Source organism: Frigidibacter sp. ROC022 (assembly GCF_024723735.1).
Lineage (GTDB): Bacteria > Pseudomonadota > Alphaproteobacteria > Rhodobacterales > Rhodobacteraceae > SLM-1.
Genome location: NZ_JANQDU010000001.1, coordinates 135820 through 154047, shown reverse-complemented (window position 1 = coordinate 154047; position 18228 = coordinate 135820). Strand labels below are relative to the sequence as shown.

The 18228-nt window shown below is 68.0% G+C and carries 21 protein-coding genes; 16 read left to right on the top strand and 5 right to left on the bottom strand.

Features of this window, described 5'->3' with window-relative positions; translation table 11 throughout:
• Window positions 1–71 precede the first annotated feature (71 nt).
• A complete protein-coding gene (gene miaB / locus NUW50_RS00740) occupies window positions 72–1394 on the bottom strand; it encodes a tRNA (N6-isopentenyl adenosine(37)-C2)-methylthiotransferase MiaB (protein ID WP_258287137.1) in 1323 nt (440 codons plus the stop codon).
• Between the two features lie 228 nt (window positions 1395–1622).
• Here miaB and NUW50_RS00735 point away from each other — a divergent pair, with 228 nt between their 5' ends.
• Window positions 1623–2492 (top strand): glycosyltransferase family 2 protein, encoded by an 870-nt coding sequence (locus NUW50_RS00735; RefSeq protein ID WP_258287136.1) that lies wholly within the window; start codon window positions 1623–1625, stop codon window positions 2490–2492.
• Here the strand turns inward: NUW50_RS00735 and NUW50_RS00730 are convergent.
• From NUW50_RS00730 to irrA, 3 genes are all read right to left on the bottom strand, one after another.
• On the bottom strand, window positions 2407–2919 hold the full coding sequence (locus NUW50_RS00730; protein WP_338001337.1) for a PACE efflux transporter: 513 nt from the start codon (window positions 2917–2919) through the stop codon (window positions 2407–2409). The genes NUW50_RS00735 and NUW50_RS00730 overlap by 86 nt on opposite strands.
• Before the next feature lie 116 nt (window positions 2920–3035).
• Entirely contained in the window at window positions 3036–3836 is an 801-nt protein-coding gene (locus NUW50_RS00725) for a hypothetical protein (protein WP_258287135.1), read from the bottom strand.
• 48 nt (window positions 3837–3884) lie between these two features.
• A complete protein-coding gene (irrA, locus tag NUW50_RS00720; RefSeq protein WP_258287134.1) occupies window positions 3885–4337 on the bottom strand; it encodes an iron response transcriptional regulator IrrA in 453 nt (150 codons plus the stop codon).
• Between the two features lie 203 nt (window positions 4338–4540).
• Between irrA and fabA the strand changes: the two genes are divergently transcribed.
• Genes fabA through NUW50_RS00705 form a run of 3 tightly spaced genes read left to right on the top strand, consistent with a single transcriptional unit; the run spans window position 4541 to window position 7104 of the window.
• Window positions 4541–5050, top strand: a complete 510-nt coding sequence (gene fabA, locus NUW50_RS00715; RefSeq protein ID WP_258287133.1) for a bifunctional 3-hydroxydecanoyl-ACP dehydratase/trans-2-decenoyl-ACP isomerase — start codon at window positions 4541–4543, stop codon at window positions 5048–5050.
• Between the two features lie 26 nt (window positions 5051–5076).
• On the top strand, window positions 5077–6306 hold the full coding sequence (gene fabB / locus NUW50_RS00710) for a beta-ketoacyl-ACP synthase I (protein ID WP_258287132.1): 1230 nt from the start codon (window positions 5077–5079) through the stop codon (window positions 6304–6306).
• Window positions 6307–6312: 6 nt separating this feature from the next.
• Window positions 6313–7104 carry an enoyl-ACP reductase FabI gene (locus NUW50_RS00705; RefSeq protein ID WP_258287131.1) on the top strand — a complete coding sequence of 264 codons (792 nt, stop codon included), beginning with the start codon at window positions 6313–6315 and terminating at the stop codon, window positions 7102–7104.
• Here NUW50_RS00705 and NUW50_RS00700 read toward each other — a convergent pair.
• On the bottom strand, window positions 7043–7603 hold the full coding sequence (locus NUW50_RS00700) for a hypothetical protein (RefSeq protein ID WP_258287130.1): 561 nt from the start codon (window positions 7601–7603) through the stop codon (window positions 7043–7045). The genes NUW50_RS00705 and NUW50_RS00700 overlap by 62 nt on opposite strands.
• Before the next feature lie 198 nt (window positions 7604–7801).
• Here NUW50_RS00700 and NUW50_RS00695 point away from each other — a divergent pair, with 198 nt between their 5' ends.
• The 12 genes from NUW50_RS00695 to NUW50_RS00640 all read left to right on the top strand — a co-directional run bounded on the left by NUW50_RS00695 (window position 7802) and on the right by NUW50_RS00640 (window position 18220).
• Window positions 7802–8575 carry a hypothetical protein gene (locus NUW50_RS00695; protein ID WP_258287129.1) on the top strand — a complete coding sequence of 258 codons (774 nt, stop codon included), beginning with the start codon at window positions 7802–7804 and terminating at the stop codon, window positions 8573–8575.
• Between the two features lie 117 nt (window positions 8576–8692).
• Entirely contained in the window at window positions 8693–9379 is a 687-nt protein-coding gene (locus NUW50_RS00690) for a haloacid dehalogenase type II (protein ID WP_258287128.1), read from the top strand.
• A complete protein-coding gene (locus NUW50_RS00685; RefSeq protein WP_258287127.1) occupies window positions 9376–10203 on the top strand; it encodes an alpha/beta fold hydrolase in 828 nt (275 codons plus the stop codon). The genes NUW50_RS00690 and NUW50_RS00685 overlap by 4 nt, the downstream gene beginning before the upstream one ends.
• Complete coding sequence (locus tag NUW50_RS00680; protein ID WP_258287126.1) at window positions 10200–11180, top strand: threonine ammonia-lyase; 981 nt, start codon at window positions 10200–10202, stop codon at window positions 11178–11180. Before NUW50_RS00685 ends, NUW50_RS00680 begins: the two co-directional genes overlap by 4 nt.
• 423 nt (window positions 11181–11603) lie before the next feature.
• Window positions 11604–12770 carry a 4-hydroxybenzoate 3-monooxygenase gene (pobA, locus tag NUW50_RS00675; protein ID WP_258287125.1) on the top strand — a complete coding sequence of 389 codons (1167 nt, stop codon included), beginning with the start codon at window positions 11604–11606 and terminating at the stop codon, window positions 12768–12770.
• 10 nt (window positions 12771–12780) lie between these two features.
• Complete coding sequence (pcaD, locus tag NUW50_RS00670; protein WP_258287124.1) at window positions 12781–13569, top strand: 3-oxoadipate enol-lactonase; 789 nt, start codon at window positions 12781–12783, stop codon at window positions 13567–13569.
• The gene (gene pcaC / locus NUW50_RS00665; protein ID WP_258287123.1) at window positions 13562–13954 is read left to right on the top strand and encodes a 4-carboxymuconolactone decarboxylase; all 393 of its coding nucleotides are present in this window, start codon (window positions 13562–13564) and stop codon (window positions 13952–13954) included. The genes pcaD and pcaC overlap by 8 nt, the downstream gene beginning before the upstream one ends.
• Window positions 13951–14667 carry a protocatechuate 3,4-dioxygenase subunit beta gene (gene pcaH / locus NUW50_RS00660; RefSeq protein WP_258287122.1) on the top strand — a complete coding sequence of 239 codons (717 nt, stop codon included), beginning with the start codon at window positions 13951–13953 and terminating at the stop codon, window positions 14665–14667. The genes pcaC and pcaH overlap by 4 nt, the downstream gene beginning before the upstream one ends.
• 1 nt (window position 14668) lies before the next feature.
• Window positions 14669–15268 carry a protocatechuate 3,4-dioxygenase subunit alpha gene (pcaG, locus tag NUW50_RS00655; RefSeq protein WP_258287121.1) on the top strand — a complete coding sequence of 200 codons (600 nt, stop codon included), beginning with the start codon at window positions 14669–14671 and terminating at the stop codon, window positions 15266–15268.
• On the top strand, window positions 15268–15981 hold the full coding sequence (locus tag NUW50_RS00650) for an alpha/beta fold hydrolase (protein WP_258287120.1): 714 nt from the start codon (window positions 15268–15270) through the stop codon (window positions 15979–15981). The genes pcaG and NUW50_RS00650 overlap by 1 nt, the downstream gene beginning before the upstream one ends.
• Window positions 15978–16841 carry a 3-keto-5-aminohexanoate cleavage protein gene (locus NUW50_RS00645; protein WP_258287119.1) on the top strand — a complete coding sequence of 288 codons (864 nt, stop codon included), beginning with the start codon at window positions 15978–15980 and terminating at the stop codon, window positions 16839–16841. The genes NUW50_RS00650 and NUW50_RS00645 overlap by 4 nt, the downstream gene beginning before the upstream one ends.
• 62 nt (window positions 16842–16903) lie before the next feature.
• The gene (locus NUW50_RS00640; RefSeq protein WP_258287118.1) at window positions 16904–18220 is read left to right on the top strand and encodes a class-II fumarase/aspartase family protein; all 1317 of its coding nucleotides are present in this window, start codon (window positions 16904–16906) and stop codon (window positions 18218–18220) included.
• The last annotated feature ends 8 nt before the right edge of the window (window positions 18221–18228 follow it).

The following is an 18228-nucleotide window of genomic DNA, read 5'->3' as shown; positions in this document are numbered from 1 at the left end:
TCCAGATTATGCCACAATTCGGACAGAATTCCCGGGCGGCGCGCCGGCTGTCTTTCGCGCGAGCGGCCCGGTCAGATCAGCTGGCCCTGCAGCGAATTGGCGCCGGAGGCGATGATTCTGACCCGGGCAAGATCACCGATCCTGGCGTCGGGGCCGGCGACATGGACGGCGTGGAGATGGTCCGACTTGCCGACCAACTGCCCGGCCTGGCGGCCCGGCTTTTCGAACAGCACCCCGACCTCGCGGCCCACCATCGCCTCTTGCGCGGCGCGTTGCTGGCGGGCGATCAGGGCCTGAAGCCGGTGCAGCCGATCCTCGGCCTCGGGCTTGGGCACCGGCGGTTTCTCGGCCGCAGGCGTGCCCGGCCGGGCCGAATAGCGGAAGGTGAAGGCGGTGCCGAAACCGACCGCCTCGACAAGGTCCATCGTGGCCTGGAAATCCGCCTCGGTCTCGCCCGGGAAACCGGTGATGAAATCGGAGGTCAGCAGGATGTCGGGCCGGGCGGCGCGGATCCGCTCGACCAGCGCCAGATAGTCGGCGGCGGTGTGGCGCCGGTTCATCGCCTTGAGGATACGGTCCGATCCCGATTGCACCGGCAGATGCAGATAGGGCATCAGCTTCGGTTCGTCGCCATGCGCGGCGATCAGGTCGTCGTCCATGTCGTTGGGATGCGAGGTGGTATAGCGCAGCCGCTCCAGCCCGTCGATCCGGGCAAGCTCGCGGATCAGCCGGGCAAGGCCCCAGTCTCCGCCCTCGCCATCCCCGTGGTAGGCGTTGACGTTCTGTCCCAGCAGGGTGATCTCGCGCACCCCGCGGTCCACCAGATCGCGGGCCTCGGCCAGGATGCGTTCGACCGGACGCGAGACCTCGGCACCTCGCGTATAGGGCACGACGCAGAAGGCGCAGAACTTGTCGCAGCCTTCCTGCACGGTCAGAAAGGCGGTCGGGCCGCGTTGCGCCTTCGGCCGCTGCGGCAGGCGGTCGAACTTGTCCTCTTCGGGGAACTCGGTCTCGACCGCGATGCCGCGGGCCAGCATTTCGGGTAGCCGGTGATAGCTTTGCGGGCCGACCACCAGATCGACCAGCGGCTGGCGGGCGATGATCTCGGCACCTTCTGCCTGGGCCACACAGCCGGTCACGCCGATCCTGAGGTCGGGCCGCTCCTCCTTCAGCGGGCGCAGACGGCCAAGCTCGTGATAGGTCTTTTCGGCGGCCTTCTCGCGGATATGGCAGGTGTTGAGCAGGATCATGTCGGCCTCGTCGGCCTGATCCGTGGTGACATAGCCCGAGGGCGCCAGCGCCTCGGCCATCCGCTCGCTGTCATAGACGTTCATCTGACAGCCGTAGGTCTTGATGTAGAGCTTCTTGGGATCTGGCGTCTTGGGATCGGACATCGCGCGGCCTCCGGGCAAGTCTGCGACTTAGCCGAAAGCCCGGGGTCGGGCAACCGTGCCGCCGGCGCCCGGCGGACGGCAAGACCGGCCGATCCGGCCGCCGGCCCTTGCCTTCCGGTCCGGCCTTGCGGCATCCTTGGGCGCTGGCCCGAGAGTGATCGTTCCGGATGCCCGGCGGCGCCCTGGCCAGACCGCCATGCGCCTGCATGGCCCCGAACGGGAGAACCGATGCGCTACAACAGCCTCGAGACCTTCCTGAAGACCGGCAAGGCCGCGCTGGCCAGGGGGCCGGTGGCGATGGTCTTTGTCGAGGACCTAGTCGAGGTCGATACCACGATCCGGCATCACCGCAGGCTGGGGTTCCGGCAGATGCTGGTCTTTGCCCCGGTCGAGCTGGAACTGCCGGACAAGCTGGACGCCGAGATTCACCGGATCGACTATGACATGGCCCGCGAACAGGCCCTGGAAACGGCGGTCAACGCGGTGATCGCGGCGGCCCCGGGGCTGTGGCTCTATTACTGCTACAACGCCGAATACCTGTTCTACCCGTTCTCGGAGACCCGGACCATCGGCGAGATGCTGACCTTCCAGACCGAAGAGCGGCGCGATTCGGTGCTGACCTATGTGATCGACCTCTATGCCGACGATCTGGAGGAGTATCCGAATGCCGTCAGCCTGGAGGACGCACATCTGGACCGGTCGGGCTATTACGCGCTGGCCCGGCCCGATCCGGACAATCACAACCACCCCAAGGAACGGCAACTGAACTTCTACGGCGGGCTGCGCTGGCGGTTCGAGGAACATATCCCCGAGCCGCGCCGCAAGATCGACCGGATCTCGATCTTCCGCGCCAAGCCGGGGCTGAAGCTGCGCGACGATCACACGTTCAACGACGAGGAATACAACACCTACGCCTGCCCCTGGCATCACAACATCACCGTGGCGATCGGCAGTTTCCGCACCGCCAAGGCGCTGAAGACCAATGCCGGATCGACCTTCGACATCCAGACCTTCACCTGGCACAATTCGACCGATTTCGAATGGCATTCGCAGCAGTTGCTGGATCTCGGTCTGATGGAGCCGGGGCAGTGGTTCTGAACGACCGGGGCGCGGGATCGGGCACCGGAAACAGCCGGTCATAGGCCCAGGTGAAGAGGAAGGCGTAGACCAGGTAGAAGCCCGCGAAGGCGAGGTCCATCACCAGCGCCTCGATCAGGCCGACGCCCAGCCACCAGGCGATGATCGGCATCATCGCCAGCAGAAGCCCGGCCTCGAATGCCAGCGCATGGACCACCCGCAGCGGCAGCGTCTTCCTTGTGCTGCGCCGGGTCCGCAGCAGCAGGTGATCGAAGCCGAGGTTGTAGAGGTAGTTCCACAGCATCGCCAGGGTCGCGCCGATGACGGCGATGCCGCCGAGTTCCGCCGCGCCATGGTCGAAGACGGCGGCGCCGAGCGTGGTGACGAGGATCAGGCCGATCAGCTCGAAGCTGACGGCCTGGCGAATTCGGTCGAAGGGGCTGCGCATGCAAGGCTCCGCGAGAATGGGCGCGGGTCGTCCCGGCTGCTGGCACCCGCTGGGCGGGTCGAGGTCGTCCTCGGCGGAGAGGATAGGCAGCGGCGCGGCGGGCGGCAAGCCGCGGGTCAGCGCGGGAAGACCTCGGCCAGCCGGTCCCGGTAGTCGGCCCAACTCATCCCGGCGCGGTTTCCGGCGATGCCGTGATAGACCGACCGGCCGTCCGGGGCCGGAAGCCCGGCCCAGATCGTCGCCACATTGGTCATGAAGCGGTCGCGGTCCAGGGTGCCGGCCAGGAACTCGGCCAGCCCGGCATCGGCCAGAAGCGCATCGGCGAAGCGATCCTGCAGGGCCGGGGAATAGACCGCGGTTTCGGGGACATTCAGCCGGGCGGTCAGCATCCGCAGGGTCTTGGGCACCACCTGATAGCGACCGATGGCGTGATGCTGACCGGGCGTGTCGGCGATCCATTGCCGGATTTCGGCAATGGTCATCCGGCTGGGTCTCTTGGCCGGCAGCCGCGTCGCCGCATGGTGAATCGCGTCATAGCCCGCCCGGCCCGATTCGACGCTGGCGATCAGGTCGCGCAGGCCGGAGATGCCCAGGGCGCGGAAGGCGGCGGCGTCATCCGGACGTTCGGGCAGCGGACGGCTCCGGCGGTAGCGCAGTACCTCGGCATCGAAGGCGGCGCCCAGCGACAGGCGCATGGCGGCGGCATCGGTGCGATCCTGCCCGCCTGCGCCCCGGGTCAGCGCAGCACCGGAGACGGGCAACAGCGCCGCGCCTGTCACGGGGGGCGCGGTGGCGGCGGCAGGATCGGGGGCCGGCGCGACCAGCCAGCCGAGCGTCACCCCGCCCCGCTCGGACCGGACAGGCAGGGCGCTGGCAAGCAGCAGGGTCAGGAAGACGGCGGGATATGCGCGAAACATGGCGGGCGGCCCTTCTGGCAGCGGCCCGCGCAGGGTTGCGCAGTTTGCTTAAGAAGAGGTTTCCGGCCCCTGCCCGCGACCGGCAGCGCTGCGGCGCAGGCGGATCACGATGTCGAGCTTGGCAATCTCGGTCCCCGGCGGCGGCTCCGGCAGCCGTGCGACCCGCAGGTCGGCGGCCGGGGCATCGGTCAGCTCGCCGGTCTCTTCCCAGTAGAAATGCGGGTGATCGTCGGTGCGGGTGTCGAAATAGCTCTTCGACCCGTCCACGGTGATCTCCTGCACCAGCCCGACCTGACAGAAGGCCCGGAGCGTGTTGTAGACGGTCGCCAGCGACACACTGTGCCCGGCGCCGCGGGCCGCCTCGAACAGGCTTTCCGCCGAAACATGCCGGTCACGCCCGTCGCCGACCAGCAACGTCGCCAGCGTCACGCGCTGCCGGGTCGGGCGCAGGCCCGCCCCCGCCAGCCATGCCACACCCCGAGTGACTGCGGATTGCTCCATTGGTCTCCGTCCCTGCTTCCATTGCCACTCTACGGCTGAATTCACCGGAAATTCAATCGTTCCGGCCATCACGGCTGCGCGGGGTCCATCGGCCCCGCCCGAGAGCCGCGCCCTTGCGCGGCCGGTTTCACGGATGTTACAGGGTTGGAAACAAATGCGGAGCCGGCTCTGGTCGCGCCGCAGCTTTGGGGAGCATCGGGTTTATGGCGGAATATCCGCGTCAGTTTGACAAGGAGGGCCTGCTGAAATGCGCCCGCGGCGAGTTGTTCGGCCCCGGCAATGCGCAGTTGCCCGAACCTCCGATGCTGATGATGGACCGGATCACCGACATCAGCGGTGACGAGGGCGAACACGGCAAGGGCCATGTGGTGGCCGAGTTCGATATCCATCCCGACCTGTGGTTCTTCAAGTGCCATTTCCCCGGCAACCCGATCATGCCCGGCTGCCTGGGACTGGACGGGCTATGGCAGCTCACCGGTTTCAACCTGGGCTGGCGCGGCTGGCAGGGGCGCGGCTATGCTCTGGGGGTGGGCGAGGTCAAGCTGACCGGCATGGTCCGGCCCGAGCGCAAGCGGATCACCTATTTCGTCGATTTCACCAAGGCCATCCAGACCCGCCGCCTGACCATGGGCGTCGCGGACGGACGGGTCGAAGCCGACGGCGAAACCATCTATCTCGTCAAAGACATGAAGGTCGCCCTGTCGGAAAGCTGATCCGAAGGGCAGGTTAGGAGTGCGCCATGCGCCGCGTCGTCATCACCGGGCTGGGGATCGTTTCGTCGATCGGCAACAACGTCGACGAGGTCCTGGAATCGCTCAAGGCCGGAAGATCCGGCATCACCGCCAATGCCGACATGGCCGAACGCGGGTTCCGCAGCCAGGTCGCCGGCGATCTGAAGCTGGACGTGACCGACCATGTCGAGAAGCGCACCCTGCGCTTCATGGGCCCCGGTGCGGCCTATGGCTATATCGCGATGACCCAGGCGATCGCCGACGCCGGGCTGGAAGAGAGCGACATCGTCAACCCGCGCACCGGGCTTGTGGCCGGGTCGGGCGGGCCTTCGACCAGCGCCATGTTCGCGGCACATCAGACGGTGCTGAACTCGGGCGGGACCAAGCGGATCGGGCCCTTCGCAGTGCCGAAATGCATGTCCTCGACGATCTCGGCCAACCTCGCCACCGCCTTCAGGATCAAGGGCATCAACTATTCGATCACCTCGGCCTGCTCGACCAGCCTGCATTGCATCGGCAACGCGGCCGAACAGATCATGCTGGGCAAGCAGGACGTGATGTTTGCCGGTGGCGCGGAAGAGCTGGACTGGACCCTGTCCTGCCTGTTCGACGCGATGGGCGCGATGTCGTCGAAATACAATGACACGCCGGAGAAGGCCTCGCGCGCCTTCGACGCCGACCGCGACGGTTTCGTGATCGGCGGCGGCGGCGGGATCGTGGTTCTGGAAGAGCTGGAACATGCCAAGGCCCGCGGCGCCAAAATCTATGCCGAGGTCACCGGCTATGCCGCCACCTCGGACGGGCATGACATGGTCGCGCCGTCGGGCGAAGGCGGCGAGCGGGCGATGCGGCTGGCCCTGGCCACCCTGCCCGAGGACCGCAAGGTCGGCTACATCAACGCACATGGCACCTCGACCCCGGTCGGCGATGTCGGCGAGATCGAGGCGGTGCGCCGGGTCTTCGGCCGGGGCACTACGCCGCCGGTCTCTTCCACCAAGTCGATGACCGGCCACAGCCAGGGTGCCACCGGTGCGCAGGAGGCGATTTACTGCCTGCTGATGCTGCAACATGATTTCATTGCCCCCTCGATCAATGTCGAGACGCTCGACCCGGCCATCGACCCCGGCGAGATCGCCACGACCCGTGTCGACTCGGCGGGGCTCGACACCGTGATGACCAACAGTTTCGGTTTCGGCGGCACCAACGGCTCGATGCTGCTGTCCAGATATCGGGAGTGATCCGACATGGCTGAATTGATGCGGGGCAAGCGCGGGCTGGTGATGGGGGTGGCAAACGACCACTCGATCGCCTGGGGCATCGCCAAGTCCCTGTCCGCCGAGGGCGCCGAACTGGCGTTCTCCTACCAGGGCGAAGCCTTCGAAAGGCGGGTCCGGCCGCTGGCCGAAAGCCTGGGCACTCCGCTGCTGCTGGACATGGACGTGACCGACGAAGCCTCGCTCGATACCGGGTTCCAGACCCTGAAGGACGAATGGGGCACGCTGGATTTCCTGATCCACGCGATTGCCTGGTCGGACAAGAGCGAGCTGTCGGGCCGTTTCATCAACACCAGCCTCGAGAACTTCAAGACCTCGATGGCGATCTCCTGCTATTCGCTGATCGACCTGTCGCGGCGGGCCGCGCAGCTGATGCCGCAGGGCGGCTCGATCCTGACCCTGACCTTCCAGGGGTCGCAGCAGGTCATGCCCTATTACAACGTGATGGGGGTGGCGAAGGCAGGGCTCGAAGCGGCGGTGCGCTATCTGGCGAACGATCTGGGGCCGGACCGGATCCGGGTCAACGCGATCTCGCCGGGGCCGATGCGGACCCTGGCCGGCGCGGCGATCGGCGGCGCCCGCAAGACCTTCAAGGCGACCGAGATGAACGCCCCGCTGCGCGCCAATCCGACGCTGGAGGATGTCGGCGGCGCGGCGGTCTGGCTGTGCTCGGACTATTCAGCCTCGACCAGCGGCGACATCATTCACGTGGACGGCGGCTATCACGTCCTGGGAATGCTGCAGCCCGAGAATCTGGGCTGACCGAGGCCACCCGGGCCCCGGGCGCCGCGGCGTCGGGGCCGCAGCTGTCGCAATCCTCACAGGCCCGCGCCTTGTCGCGCATGTCGAACCAGTTGTTCAGGAAATCCTCTCCCTCGCCATAGGGCAGGAAATCCTTCTGGAACCGATGCGCGTCCTTCGGCATCCGGGCATGTTTGACCGGGCACCAGTAGTGCTCGGTCCTGGCCGCGACCTCCTGCACATAGGGCAGCACGCCGTTGCAGTAGCCGCAGTAGACACACCAGAGCTTGCGCATGAAATGCAGGTAGCTCAGCCGGTGCCGGTCGATGACGATGTAGTCGCGGCGCCGCACAACCGGGATGCCGTAGAGCGGGAAACTGAAGCGTTGATAAATCGTTACCGCCAGGTCGAGAAAGACGAAGGGAATGATCATCGCGAAGATGAAGGGAATGGTGATCGCCTCCCAGGGCCGGCGGCGTCGGACGAAGCCGGAAAGCGAAAATCTGTTGCTGGCGGCCATGCGCCCTCCGTTCTCTGACGCCCGAAATTGACGTCCGGCCAGTCTAGAGGTTTTTGCGGCGCTGTCAGCCGAACACGCGGGTTTTCGCCGGCCCGCGAAACAAAGAATTTCCGCCCCAATTCTGCCGGTATTGCCCAGATTTTGCCACAATTGCCCCCTAGCCACAGAGCCAGCCTATGTCCGGGGGGACATGTCCGAATGTTGTTGATTCTCTGCGCAGCCTTGCTGTGCCTGCTGTCCATTGTCGGGCTCCGGCAGGGTTTTGTGTCGGGCGGCCGTGTCGCCCTGGAAGGGTTCGACGGGCTGGGTGTGCTGACCGGATTCGTGCTGAGCTGCGGTGCGGCGCTGCTGTTCGGCCCGATCAACGGCTTGTCGGTCATACTGGCGTTGCTGCTGCATGAGGCCGGGCATTGGCTGGCGCTCAGGATCATCGGCCGCGGGGATGCGACATTCCGGCTATTCCCGGCGCTGAATCCCGAAATTCACGACAGTTTCGACCATGACGGCGAGGCGACCTTTCACGCGCTGATGGGGCCCGGGCTGGCGGTGGCGCCGATGGTGCTGACCCTGGCGCTGACCCTGGCACTGCAGGATCTGGCCCCCGGTGCGGCCGACTTCCTGGCGGCGCTGACCTTCAGCCTGTGCCTGCTGAACGTGCTGAACCTGCTGCCGTTCCGGCTGCTGGACGGTGGCCGGACAATCGAGGCGGTGGCGCGGGTGCTGTCGCCCTCGGTGCATTATCTGGCGGTCGCCTCGGCGGTGGCCGGACTGGGCCTGGCCGGACTCTCGACCGGGCTTCCCTGGACCTATTTCGTCGCCGCACTGGGCATTCTGGGCCTGCTTCTGCGGCCCAGCCGGCCCCGCACCCATGCGATGTCGGCCCGCGAGGCGGGGCTGGCCTTTGCCGCCTGGTGCGCGCTGCTGGCCACCCATGTTTCGGGCGGCGCGCTGATCGTGACCGCGACTCTCTAGCCCCCCGCCACGGTTGCCGAGCCGGTTCCGGCCCCGCTGCGCGGATTTGTGACGGGCAATCGCCCTTGCACCTGCCCCGAGGCCGCGCCAGTCTCTGCCACGAAAGGGGCCCTACCCATGACCATTCGCGCCTGCGTCTTCGACGCCTACGGTACCCTGTTCGATGTCGCAGCCGCCGCCCGCCTGGCCGCGGCCGAGCCGGGACAGGACCAACTGGCCGAGCTCTGGCCGCGCCTGGCCGCCGACTGGCGGGCCAAGCAGCTGGGCTATTCCTGGCTGCGCGCCGCCGCCGGGCAGCATTGCGACTTCTGGCAGGTGACACAGGACGCGCTGGACTGGTCGATGGAGGCCGCCGGCCTGAACGATCCTGCCCTGCGGGCGCGGTTGCTGGCACTCTACTGGGAGCTTCCGGCCTATCCGGAAGTGCCCGCGATGCTGACCGCGCTGAAGGCCGCCGGCTACGGCACCGGCATCCTGTCGAACGGCTCGCCCGAGATGCTGGAGGGCGCCGTCGCCTCGGCCGGCATCGGCGCCAGTCTCGACCATGTGCTCTCGGTCGAAAGCACCCGGGTCTTCAAGCCGCATCCCTCGGTCTATGCCCTGGTGCCCGAAGCCTTCGGCTGCACAGCGCCCGAAGTCCTGTTCGTCTCGTCGAACGGCTGGGACGTGGCCTTCGGTGCCGGGTTCGGCTTTGCCAGCGTCTGGGTCAATCGCGCCGGAGAGCCGGTTGACCGCCTGCCCGCCCGGCCCGGCCACCAGCTGCGCGACCTGACCGGCATTCCCGACCTCGTGGAGACCCTATGAGCCTGAAATATTTCGACGCCGCCGACGGCACCCGTCTTGCATATCGGGACGAAGGGGCCGGGTTGCCGCTGCTGTGCCTGGCCGGGCTGACCCGGGACGGGCGCGATTTCGATTACCTGGTGCCGCATCTTCCGCCCCTGCGGCTGATCCGGCCCGATTATCGGGGCCGCGGCAGCTCGGCCCATGCCGATCCCGCGACCTATACCCCCCCGGTCGAGGCGAAGGACGCGCTGGCCTTGCTGGATCATCTGGGCATCGACAAGGCCGCGGTGCTGGGCACTTCGCGCGGCGGGCTGATCGCCATGGGGCTGGCCGGCTTTGCCAAGGACCGGCTGCTGGGTGTCTGCCTGAACGATGTCGGCCCGGTGATCGAAAAGGGCGGGCTGGACAAGATCAAGGCCTATATCGGCCGGGCGCCCAAGTTCCGCAGCCAGGCCGAGATGGCAGCGGCGATGCCGGGGCTGTTTCCCGAGTTCGTTGGTGTTCCGGCTTCACGCTGGGCCGAGGAAGTCTCGCATCACACGGTGCAGACCGGGACAGGCCTGGGCCTGACCTATGATCCGCGCCTGCGCGAGGCGGTGCTGGCGGCCTTCGAAGGCCCGCAGCCCGATCTCTGGCCGCTGTTCGACGCGTTCGAGGGCCTGCCGCTGGCCCTGCTGCGGGGCGCGAACTCGGACCTTCTGGGCCGCGAGACCGCCGCCGAGATGCGCCGCCGCCGGCCCGACATGATCTTTGCCGAGGTGCCGGACCGCGGCCATATCCCCTTTCTGGACGAGCCGGAGTCTCTGGCCGCAATCACCGCCTGGCTGGAGTTGATGCCATGAATATCGAAATGATCCGCGCCGCTGCCGAACGGCTCAGGGGACGGGCCCGCGAAACCCCGATGCTGAGCTCGCCCTTTCTGGACGCGGCGGCCGGGCGGCGGGTGCTGGTCAAGGCGGAATGCCTGCAGGAGACCGGCAGTTTCAAGTTTCGCGGCGCCTGGTCGGCGCTGAGCGCGCTGGACCCCGAGGTGCGGGCCCGCGGGGTGATCGCCTTTTCCTCGGGCAACCATGCGCAGGGCGTGGCGCGCGCGGCGGCGCTGTCCGGGGTTTCGGCGGTGATCGTGATGCCGCGCGACGCGCCGGCGCTGAAGATCGCGAATACCAGGGCCCTGGGCGCCGAGGTCGTGCTTTACGACCGCGCCAGCGAGGATCGGGATGCCTTGGGCGCGGCGCTGGCCGAGGAACGCGGGCTGACCCTGATCAAGCCCTTCGACAATCCGCAGGTGATCGCGGGACAGGGCACGGCGGGGCTGGAAATCGCGACCCAGGCTGCGGCGCTTGGCGTCACCAAGGCGGACGTGCTGGTGCCCTGCGGGGGCGGCGGGCTGACCTCGGGAATCGCGCTGGCGCTGGCCGCCGACGCGCCCGGGCTGCGGGTTCGCCCGGCCGAGCCGCAGGGCTTCGACGATGTCAAACGCTCGCTGGCCGCCGGGGAAATCCGGCGCAACGAGCGGCTGACCGGGTCGATCCAGGACGCGATCATCACCCCGCAGCCGGGCGATCTGACCTTTCCGATCCTGAAGGCCCATTGCGGCCCCGGGCTGAGCGTCAGCGATGACGAGGCCCTGCAGGCGATGGCGGCGGCGCTGGTGCGGCTGAAGATCGGGGTCGAGCCGGGCGGCGCGGCGGCGCTGGCGGCGGCACTGTTCCGCGCCGACGAGATCGAGGGCGACGCGGTGATCGTGGTGGCCTCGGGCGGCAACGCGGACCCCGAAATGCTGGCCGAGGCGCTGACCCGGTTCGGCAGCGGGGTCTGAGCGGCGCCGGAATGCGGCCGCGGCGCGATTCAACCCCCGGCGGGGTATGGTTTCCCGGACTGGGGCCGCGGCGCCGCTGCGGCTAGAGTGCGCTCAGTTACAGACGATTGCATTGCAGACGACCGCGCCCGGTATTTCGGCGACAGGCTCCGACGGGGGGCCGCGCGTGACGTATTCTCGGCACCAGACGACTGTTTGGAAGACTCCATTTCGACATCTGGTTACGGCGGCCCGCACTCATTATGCGGGCCGCCGTAACTTTTCCGCACCGCTGGCATCCCGCGAGTTGTCCCGATCCGTGCGAGAGCATCTGCGCCGGTGGCCGGCGGCAGGGTGGGGCTTGCGGCCCGAGGCGGCATCCGGCCTCACTTAGTTGACACTGCAAACTACAATTGGCACTCTGGGCGCCCAGGGAGGGCGTTCGTGCGCACGCAGATCTGCATCATCGGCGGTGGACCATCCGGGCTGCTTCTGGCGCAGCTGTTGCATCGGGTCGGCATCGCCTCGGTGGTGCTGGAACGCAGGAGCCGCGCCCATGTGCTGGGCCGGATCCGTGCCGGGGTGCTGGAATGGGGCAGCGTCGAACTGCTGCGCCTGGCCGGAGTCGGGGCAAGGATGGATGCGCAGGGCCATGTTCACGAAGGCATCTACCTGGCCTCCCGGAACAAGGGATTCCGGATCGATTTCAAGAAACTGACGGGCAAGTCGGTGATGGTCTGGGGACAGACCGAGGTGACCCGCGACCTCTACGAGGCCCGCGATGCGGCCGGCGATCCGGTGATCTGCGGGGTCGAGGGCGTCGCGCCGCATGATCTCGACAGCGATGCGCCCTATGTCACCTATACCCTGGACGGCGCCGAACATCGGATCGACTGCGATTTTGTTGCCGGCTGCGACGGGTTCCACGGCCCCTCGCGCCAGGCGATTCCGGCCGAGGTTCTGCGCGAATACGAACGGGTCTATCCGTTCGGCTGGCTCGGCATCCTCTCCGAGACCCCGCCGGTCTCGGACGAGTTGATCTATGCCAATCACGAACGTGGTTTCGCGCTCTGCTCGATGCGGTCCGACCAGCTGTCGCGCCACTATCTGCAGGTGCCGCTCGGGGATCGGGTCGAGGCCTGGACGGACAGCGCCTTCTGGGAGGAACTGCGCCGCCGGATCCCGACCGAATCGGCCGAGGCGCTGGTCACCGGCCCTTCGGTCGAGAAGAGCATTGCGCCGCTGCGCAGCTTCGTCGCCGAGCCGATGCGATGGGGCCGGCTGTTCCTGGTCGGCGACGCGGCGCATATCGTGCCGCCGACCGGCGCCAAGGGGCTGAACCTGGCATTCTCGGACGTGCATTACCTGCATGACGGCCTGACCCGGCACTATCAGGGCGACTCGCGGGCACTGGACAGCTATTCCGAACGCGCCCTGGCACGGGTCTGGAAATCCGAGCGCTTCTCCTGGTCAATGACGACGATGCTGCACCGGTTCCCCGATGGCGGCGGCTTCGCACAGAAGATGCAGGACAGCGAGCTGGCCTATCTCGAACAGTCCACCGCCGCACAGACCGCGCTGGCGGAAAACTACGTAGGTCTACCGTTCTAGGGAGAAAATCATGCAGGTCGCCGTTCTCGATGGACTCTGCGTCCATTACACTGATACCGGGCCCGCCTCCGGGCCGCCGGTGGTCTTTGCCAATTCGCTCGGCACCGATCTGCGGCTCTGGGACAAGGTGCTGCCGCTCCTGCCCGCCTCTTGCCGCTACATCCGTTACGACATGCGCGGCCACGGGCTGACCAGCGCGCCGAAACAGCCCTATCGGATGGGACAGCTGGTCGGCGATGCCGAACGGCTGATGGATTTCCTCGAGATCAAGGATGCGGTCTTTGTCGGTCTGTCGATCGGCGGGCTGATCGCGCAGGGGCTGGCGGTGAAGCGGCTGGACCTGGTGCGGGCGCTGGTTCTGTCGAACACCGCCACCAAGATCGGCACCGCCGAGATCTGGGACCGGCGGATTGCCGAGGTCAATGCCGAGGGCATCGCGAGCCTGTCGAAGGAAGTCATGGTGCGCTGGTTCTCGCGCGCCTTCCGCGACAAGCCCGAGATGATGCTGTGGAAGAACATGCTGGAACGCCAGCCGGTCGATGGCTATGCCGGCTGCTCGGCGGCAATCCAGGGCACCGATTTCTACAGCACCACCGCGGCGCTGACCCTGCCGACCCTGGCGATTGCCGGGTCGGAAGACGGCTCGACCCCGCCCGATCTGGTGCGCGAGACGGCCGAGTTGATCAAGGGCAGCCGCTTTCGCCTGATCCGCGGCGCCGGGCACCTGCCCTGCGTGGAGAAGCCCGAGGATTATGCCGAGTTGCTGAGCGTCTTCCTGCAGGAGATCGGCCATGTCTGACGCGACCTCGCCGCAGCGCAAGGCCGGGGACGCGACCCGGCGCCGGGTGCTGGGCGATGCCCATGTCGATCGCTCGCGCGCCGATCCCGACGCCTGGGAGGCGCCCTTCATCGACCTGATCACCGACGCCGCCTGGGGCCATACCTGGTCGCGCGGCACGCTGCCGCTGCGCGAGCGCTCGCTGATCACCCTGGCGCTGCTGGCCGGGCTGGGCAATTTCGAGGAATTCGAACTGCACCTACGGGCCACCGCCAACACCGGGGCCACGCGCGAGGACGTCCTGGACGTGCTCCTGCATGTCGCGATCTACGCCGGGGTCCCGCGCGCCAACCATGCCATCAAGCTGGCCAAGACGATCTACGAAGAAATGGAGGCAAAGACATGAGCTTGATCCCCCGTGACCGCAGCGCGCATCCGCCCGCCCTAGATCCGGGCTACAAGACGAGCGTCACCCGCTCGCCGAACCTGCCGTTGCTGGCGCTGGACTCGAGCATCACCGAAGAGACCGGCCCGACCTTCGGGCACGGGCTGATCGGCCCCCTGGACAACAATCTGATCCTGAACTGGACCCGCGGCGAAAGCCCGGCGATCGGCGAGCGCATCCTGCTTCATGGCCGGGTGCTGGACGAAAACGCCCGGCCGGTGCCGAACACCCTGGTGGAAATCTGGCAGGCCAATGCCGGGGGCCGCTACCGGCATGTGAAGGACAGCTATTTCGCGCCGCTCGATCCGAATTTCGGCGGTTGCGGCCGGACCCTGACCGACGAGCAGGGCTATTACCAGTTCCTGACCATCCGGCCCGGCGCCTATCCCTGGCCGAACCGGGGCAACGACTGGCGGCCGATGCATATCCATATGTCGATCTTCGGCCATGCCTTCGCGCAGCGGCTGATCACCCAGCTCTATTTCGAGGGCGACCCGCTGATCGCGCTCTGCCCGATCGCGGCGACGGTCAAGGATCGCGGCCAGCTCGAGGCGCTGGTGGCGCCGCTGGACATGGCGGCGTCGCGGCCGATGGATTTCCTCGCCTACAAGTTCGACGTGGTGCTGCGCGGCACCCGGCAGACATTCTTCGAAAATCGCAAGGACGGGATGTAAGATGACCCAGCCCCTGAACCGACTGAGAGAAACCGCGTCGCAGACCGGCGGCCCCTATGTGCATATCGGCTGCATCCCCTCCTTCGCCGGGCTGGCGGGGATCTATCCCGAAGACCTCGGCCTGCGCGCCATCGGCGACAATCCGAAGGGCGAGGTGATCGAGATCACCGGCTCGGTCCTTGACGGCACCGGCATGGCCCTGCGCGACGCGATGATCGAAAGCTGGCAGCCGGACGCGGCCGGGGTGTTTCCCGGCCAGCCGGGCGCCGACCCCGAAGTGAACGGGTTCTGCCGCTTTGCCGCCGACGGCGAGACCGGAGAGTTTCGCCTGCGCACCGTCAAGCCGGGCGCGGTTCCCTGGCCCGATGGCCGGATGCAGGCGCCGCATATCGCGCTGTGGATCGTGGCACGCGGCATCAACATCGGCCTGCAGACCCGGATCTATTTCGACGACGAGGACAACGGCGCCGACCCGCTTCTGGGCCGGATCGAGCATCGCGAGCGGGTCGAGACCCTGATCGCGAAACGGACCGGCCCCGGTGCCTATCGCTTCGATATCCGCTTGCAAGGGCCCGGCGAAACCGTCTTTCTCGACATGTGATGACCGATATCCTTCTGGTTCATGGCGCCTGCCACGGCGCCTGGTGCTGGCGCGACCTGGTGCCGCAGCTTCAGGGCCGTGGCCATCGGGTGACGGCACTGGACCTGCCGGCGCATGGCACCGATCCGACACCGCGGGCCGAAGCGACGCTGGCGGCCTATGTCGGGGCCATCCTCGCGGCGGCGCGCGCGGGAAGTCCGCCGCTGCTGGTCGGCCACTCGATGGGCGGGCTCTGGATTTCCGCTGCCGGAGAGGCCGCGCCCGGGGCCTTCGCCGGGCTTGTCTATCTGACCGCCTTCGCCCCGGTCGCCGGGCGCTCGCTGCACGATCTGCGCCGGGCCTCGGTCACCGGGTCGCTGAAGGCGGCCATAGACTTCACCGCGGACGGGCTGGCGACCGAGTTCTCGGAGCCGGCGCTGGAACCGCTGTTCTACCACGACTGCCCGGCCGGAACGACGGCCTATGCCCGCCAGCATCTCTGCCCCGAGCCGATCCGGCCGACGCAGGAACCGCTGGCCCTGACCGACCGCTACCACAGCCTTCCGCGCGACTATGTCCGCTGCCTTGCCGACCGGGTCATCGCGCCCGAGGCGCAGGCCGTGATGTCGCGCGACTGGCCCGCCGAACGGGTCCACGAGATGACCTGCGGCCATTCACCCTTCTTCGCCGACCCGGACGGGTTGGCCCAAGTCCTGAACCGGATCGCCCAGTGACCCAATCCCCACAGACCAAACCACAGACCAAACCCTGCATCATCTGCGTCGCCATCACCGGCTCGGTCGCGACCAAGGAAGACAACCCGGCGGTGCCGGTGACGATCGCCGAACAGATCGAATCGACCCATGAGGCCTTCGAGGCCGGCGCCAGCATCGCGCATTGCCATGTCCGCGACGCCCGGGGCGCACCGACCTCGGACCCCGAGCTGTTCGCGGAGCTGAAGGCGGGAATCGAGAAACACTGCCCCGGGATGATCGTCCAGCTGTCCACCGGCGGCCGCTCGGGCGCGGGACGGGCGCGCGGCGGGATGCTGCCGCTGGCCCCCGACATGGCCTCGCTCACCGTCGGCTCGAACAACTTCCCGACCCGGGTCTACGAGAACCCGCCCGACCTCGTGGACTGGCTGGCCTCGGAAATGCGGGCCTACGGGGTGAAGCCCGAGATCGAGGCCTTCGACCTGTCGCATATCCTGCAGGCGGCGCGGATGCAGCAGGACGGGCGGCTGGCGGGGCCGCTCTATGTGCAGTTCGTCATGGGTGTGAAGAACGCCATGCCGGTAGACCGGCCGGTGTTCGATTTCTACATCGAGACGCTGAACCGGCTGGCCCCCGATGCCGAATGGTGCGCCGCGGGAATCGGTGCGGCACAGATCCGGCTGAACGAATGGTGCATCGCCCTGGGCGGCCATTGCCGCACCGGGCTGGAGGACAATCTGAAACTGGACCGCGAGACGCTGGCGCCCTCCAATGCCGCGCTGGTGCGCCGCACGGTGGAGCTGTGCGACAGGTATCGGCGCCCGGTTGCCACCTGGCAGCAGGCGCGCGACATACTGGGTCTGCGCCCGGTGGCGGCCTGAGAGGGGGCTCTGCCCCCGCCTGCGGCCCCCCGGGATATTTTCAAGGTAAAGAGGAGGCGCCCGTGCCTGCCACCCCGTTCGACAGTGCCATCTACCGCGACCTTCTGGGGGATCCCGAGATCGCCCGGCTGTTCACCGACAGCGCCGAATTGCGGGCGATGATGCTGGTCGAGGGGACCCTTGCGCTGGTCCAGGGCCGGCTCGGCCTGATCCCCGAGACGGCGGGCAGCTTCCTGCACCGGGCGGCGATGGAAATCCAGATCGATCCGGCGGCGCTGGCAGAGGAGACCGGGCGCAGCGCGGTGCCGGTCCCGGCGCTGGTCGAAACGATGCGCAAGGTCCTGCAGGCGCCGGATCATGCCCGCTACCTGCATTGGGGCGTCACCTCGCAGGACATTTCCGAGACCGGCCAGATGCTGCGGCTGCGCCAGGCCCTGGCCATTCTCGAAGGCAGGCTGGTGGCGCTGACCAAGGCCCTGGGCCGGATGGCGGCGGATCATGCCGAGATGCCGATGGCGGCGCGGACCTATGGCCAGATCGCGACGCCGACCTCCTTCGGCGCGGTGGTGGCCGGCTGGGGGGCGCCGCTGCTGCGGCATCTGGAACGGCTGGAAGGGCTGCGCGGGCGGCTGCTCTGCGTCTCGCTCTCGGGCGCGGCCGGCACCCTGTCGGCGATGGGGCCCGAGGGGCCGAAGGTCCGCGCCGCGCTGGCCGCCGAACTGGGGCTGAGCGACCCCGGCGCCAGCTGGCACGCCGGGCGCGACCGGATCGGCGAGCTGGCGGGCTGGCTGGCGCTGGTGCTGGGAAGCCTGGGCAAGCTGGGCGAGGATGCGCTGACCATGACCCAGTCCGGCATCGGCGAGCTGCGGCTGAGCCTGGGCGGCGGCTCCTCGACCATGCCGCAGAAGGTCAATCCGGTGCTGCCCTCGGTGCTGGTGGCGCTGGCCCGTTACGGGCTGGGACTGGCGGCGACGCTGCAGGGCGGCGCCCTGCACCGGCAGCAGAGGGACGGCGCCGCCTGGATCACCGAATGGCTGAGCCTGCCGGGCCTGCTGCTGGCCACCGGGCGGGCCACCAGCGCGGCGCTGGAACTGACCGAGACCGCGCGCCCCGACCCGGACCGGATGGCGGCGCTGCTCGACGACGGCTCGGGCCTGATCCATGCCGAGGCGCTGAGCTTCGCCCTGGCGGCGCGGATGCCCCGCCCCGAGGCGCAGGCGGCGGTCAAGGCGCTGGTCGCGGAGATCGCCGGCAGCTCCCGGCATCTGGTCGCCGAGGCGCGGGCCCGCTGGCCCGATCTGGTCTTCCCCGAGGCGGCGCAGCTGGGCCAGGCCCCGGCCGAGGCGCGGGCCTTTGCCCGGGCGGCGGCGGCGCTGTAGCCAGGAAA

Coding starts and splice junctions, on each gene's coding strand:
- miaB (WP_258287137.1), bottom strand. CDS start 1,394: ATGTCCGATCCCAAGACGCCAGATCCCAAGAAGCTCTACATCAAGACC.
- NUW50_RS00735 (WP_258287136.1), top strand. CDS start 1,623: ATGCGCTACAACAGCCTCGAGACCTTCCTGAAGACCGGCAAGGCCGCG.
- NUW50_RS00730 (WP_338001337.1), bottom strand. CDS start 2,919: ATGCGCAGCCCCTTCGACCGAATTCGCCAGGCCGTCAGCTTCGAGCTG.
- NUW50_RS00725 (WP_258287135.1), bottom strand. CDS start 3,836: ATGTTTCGCGCATATCCCGCCGTCTTCCTGACCCTGCTGCTTGCCAGC.
- irrA (WP_258287134.1), bottom strand. CDS start 4,337: ATGGAGCAATCCGCAGTCACTCGGGGTGTGGCATGGCTGGCGGGGGCG.
- fabA (WP_258287133.1), top strand. CDS start 4,541: ATGGCGGAATATCCGCGTCAGTTTGACAAGGAGGGCCTGCTGAAATGC.
- fabB (WP_258287132.1), top strand. CDS start 5,077: ATGCGCCGCGTCGTCATCACCGGGCTGGGGATCGTTTCGTCGATCGGC.
- NUW50_RS00705 (WP_258287131.1), top strand. CDS start 6,313: ATGGCTGAATTGATGCGGGGCAAGCGCGGGCTGGTGATGGGGGTGGCA.
- NUW50_RS00700 (WP_258287130.1), bottom strand. CDS start 7,603: ATGGCCGCCAGCAACAGATTTTCGCTTTCCGGCTTCGTCCGACGCCGC.
- NUW50_RS00695 (WP_258287129.1), top strand. CDS start 7,802: ATGTTGTTGATTCTCTGCGCAGCCTTGCTGTGCCTGCTGTCCATTGTC.
- NUW50_RS00690 (WP_258287128.1), top strand. CDS start 8,693: ATGACCATTCGCGCCTGCGTCTTCGACGCCTACGGTACCCTGTTCGAT.
- NUW50_RS00685 (WP_258287127.1), top strand. CDS start 9,376: ATGAGCCTGAAATATTTCGACGCCGCCGACGGCACCCGTCTTGCATAT.
- NUW50_RS00680 (WP_258287126.1), top strand. CDS start 10,200: ATGAATATCGAAATGATCCGCGCCGCTGCCGAACGGCTCAGGGGACGG.
- pcaD (WP_258287124.1), top strand. CDS start 12,781: ATGCAGGTCGCCGTTCTCGATGGACTCTGCGTCCATTACACTGATACC.
- pcaC (WP_258287123.1), top strand. CDS start 13,562: ATGTCTGACGCGACCTCGCCGCAGCGCAAGGCCGGGGACGCGACCCGG.
- pcaH (WP_258287122.1), top strand. CDS start 13,951: ATGAGCTTGATCCCCCGTGACCGCAGCGCGCATCCGCCCGCCCTAGAT.
- pcaG (WP_258287121.1), top strand. CDS start 14,669: ATGACCCAGCCCCTGAACCGACTGAGAGAAACCGCGTCGCAGACCGGC.
- NUW50_RS00650 (WP_258287120.1), top strand. CDS start 15,268: ATGACCGATATCCTTCTGGTTCATGGCGCCTGCCACGGCGCCTGGTGC.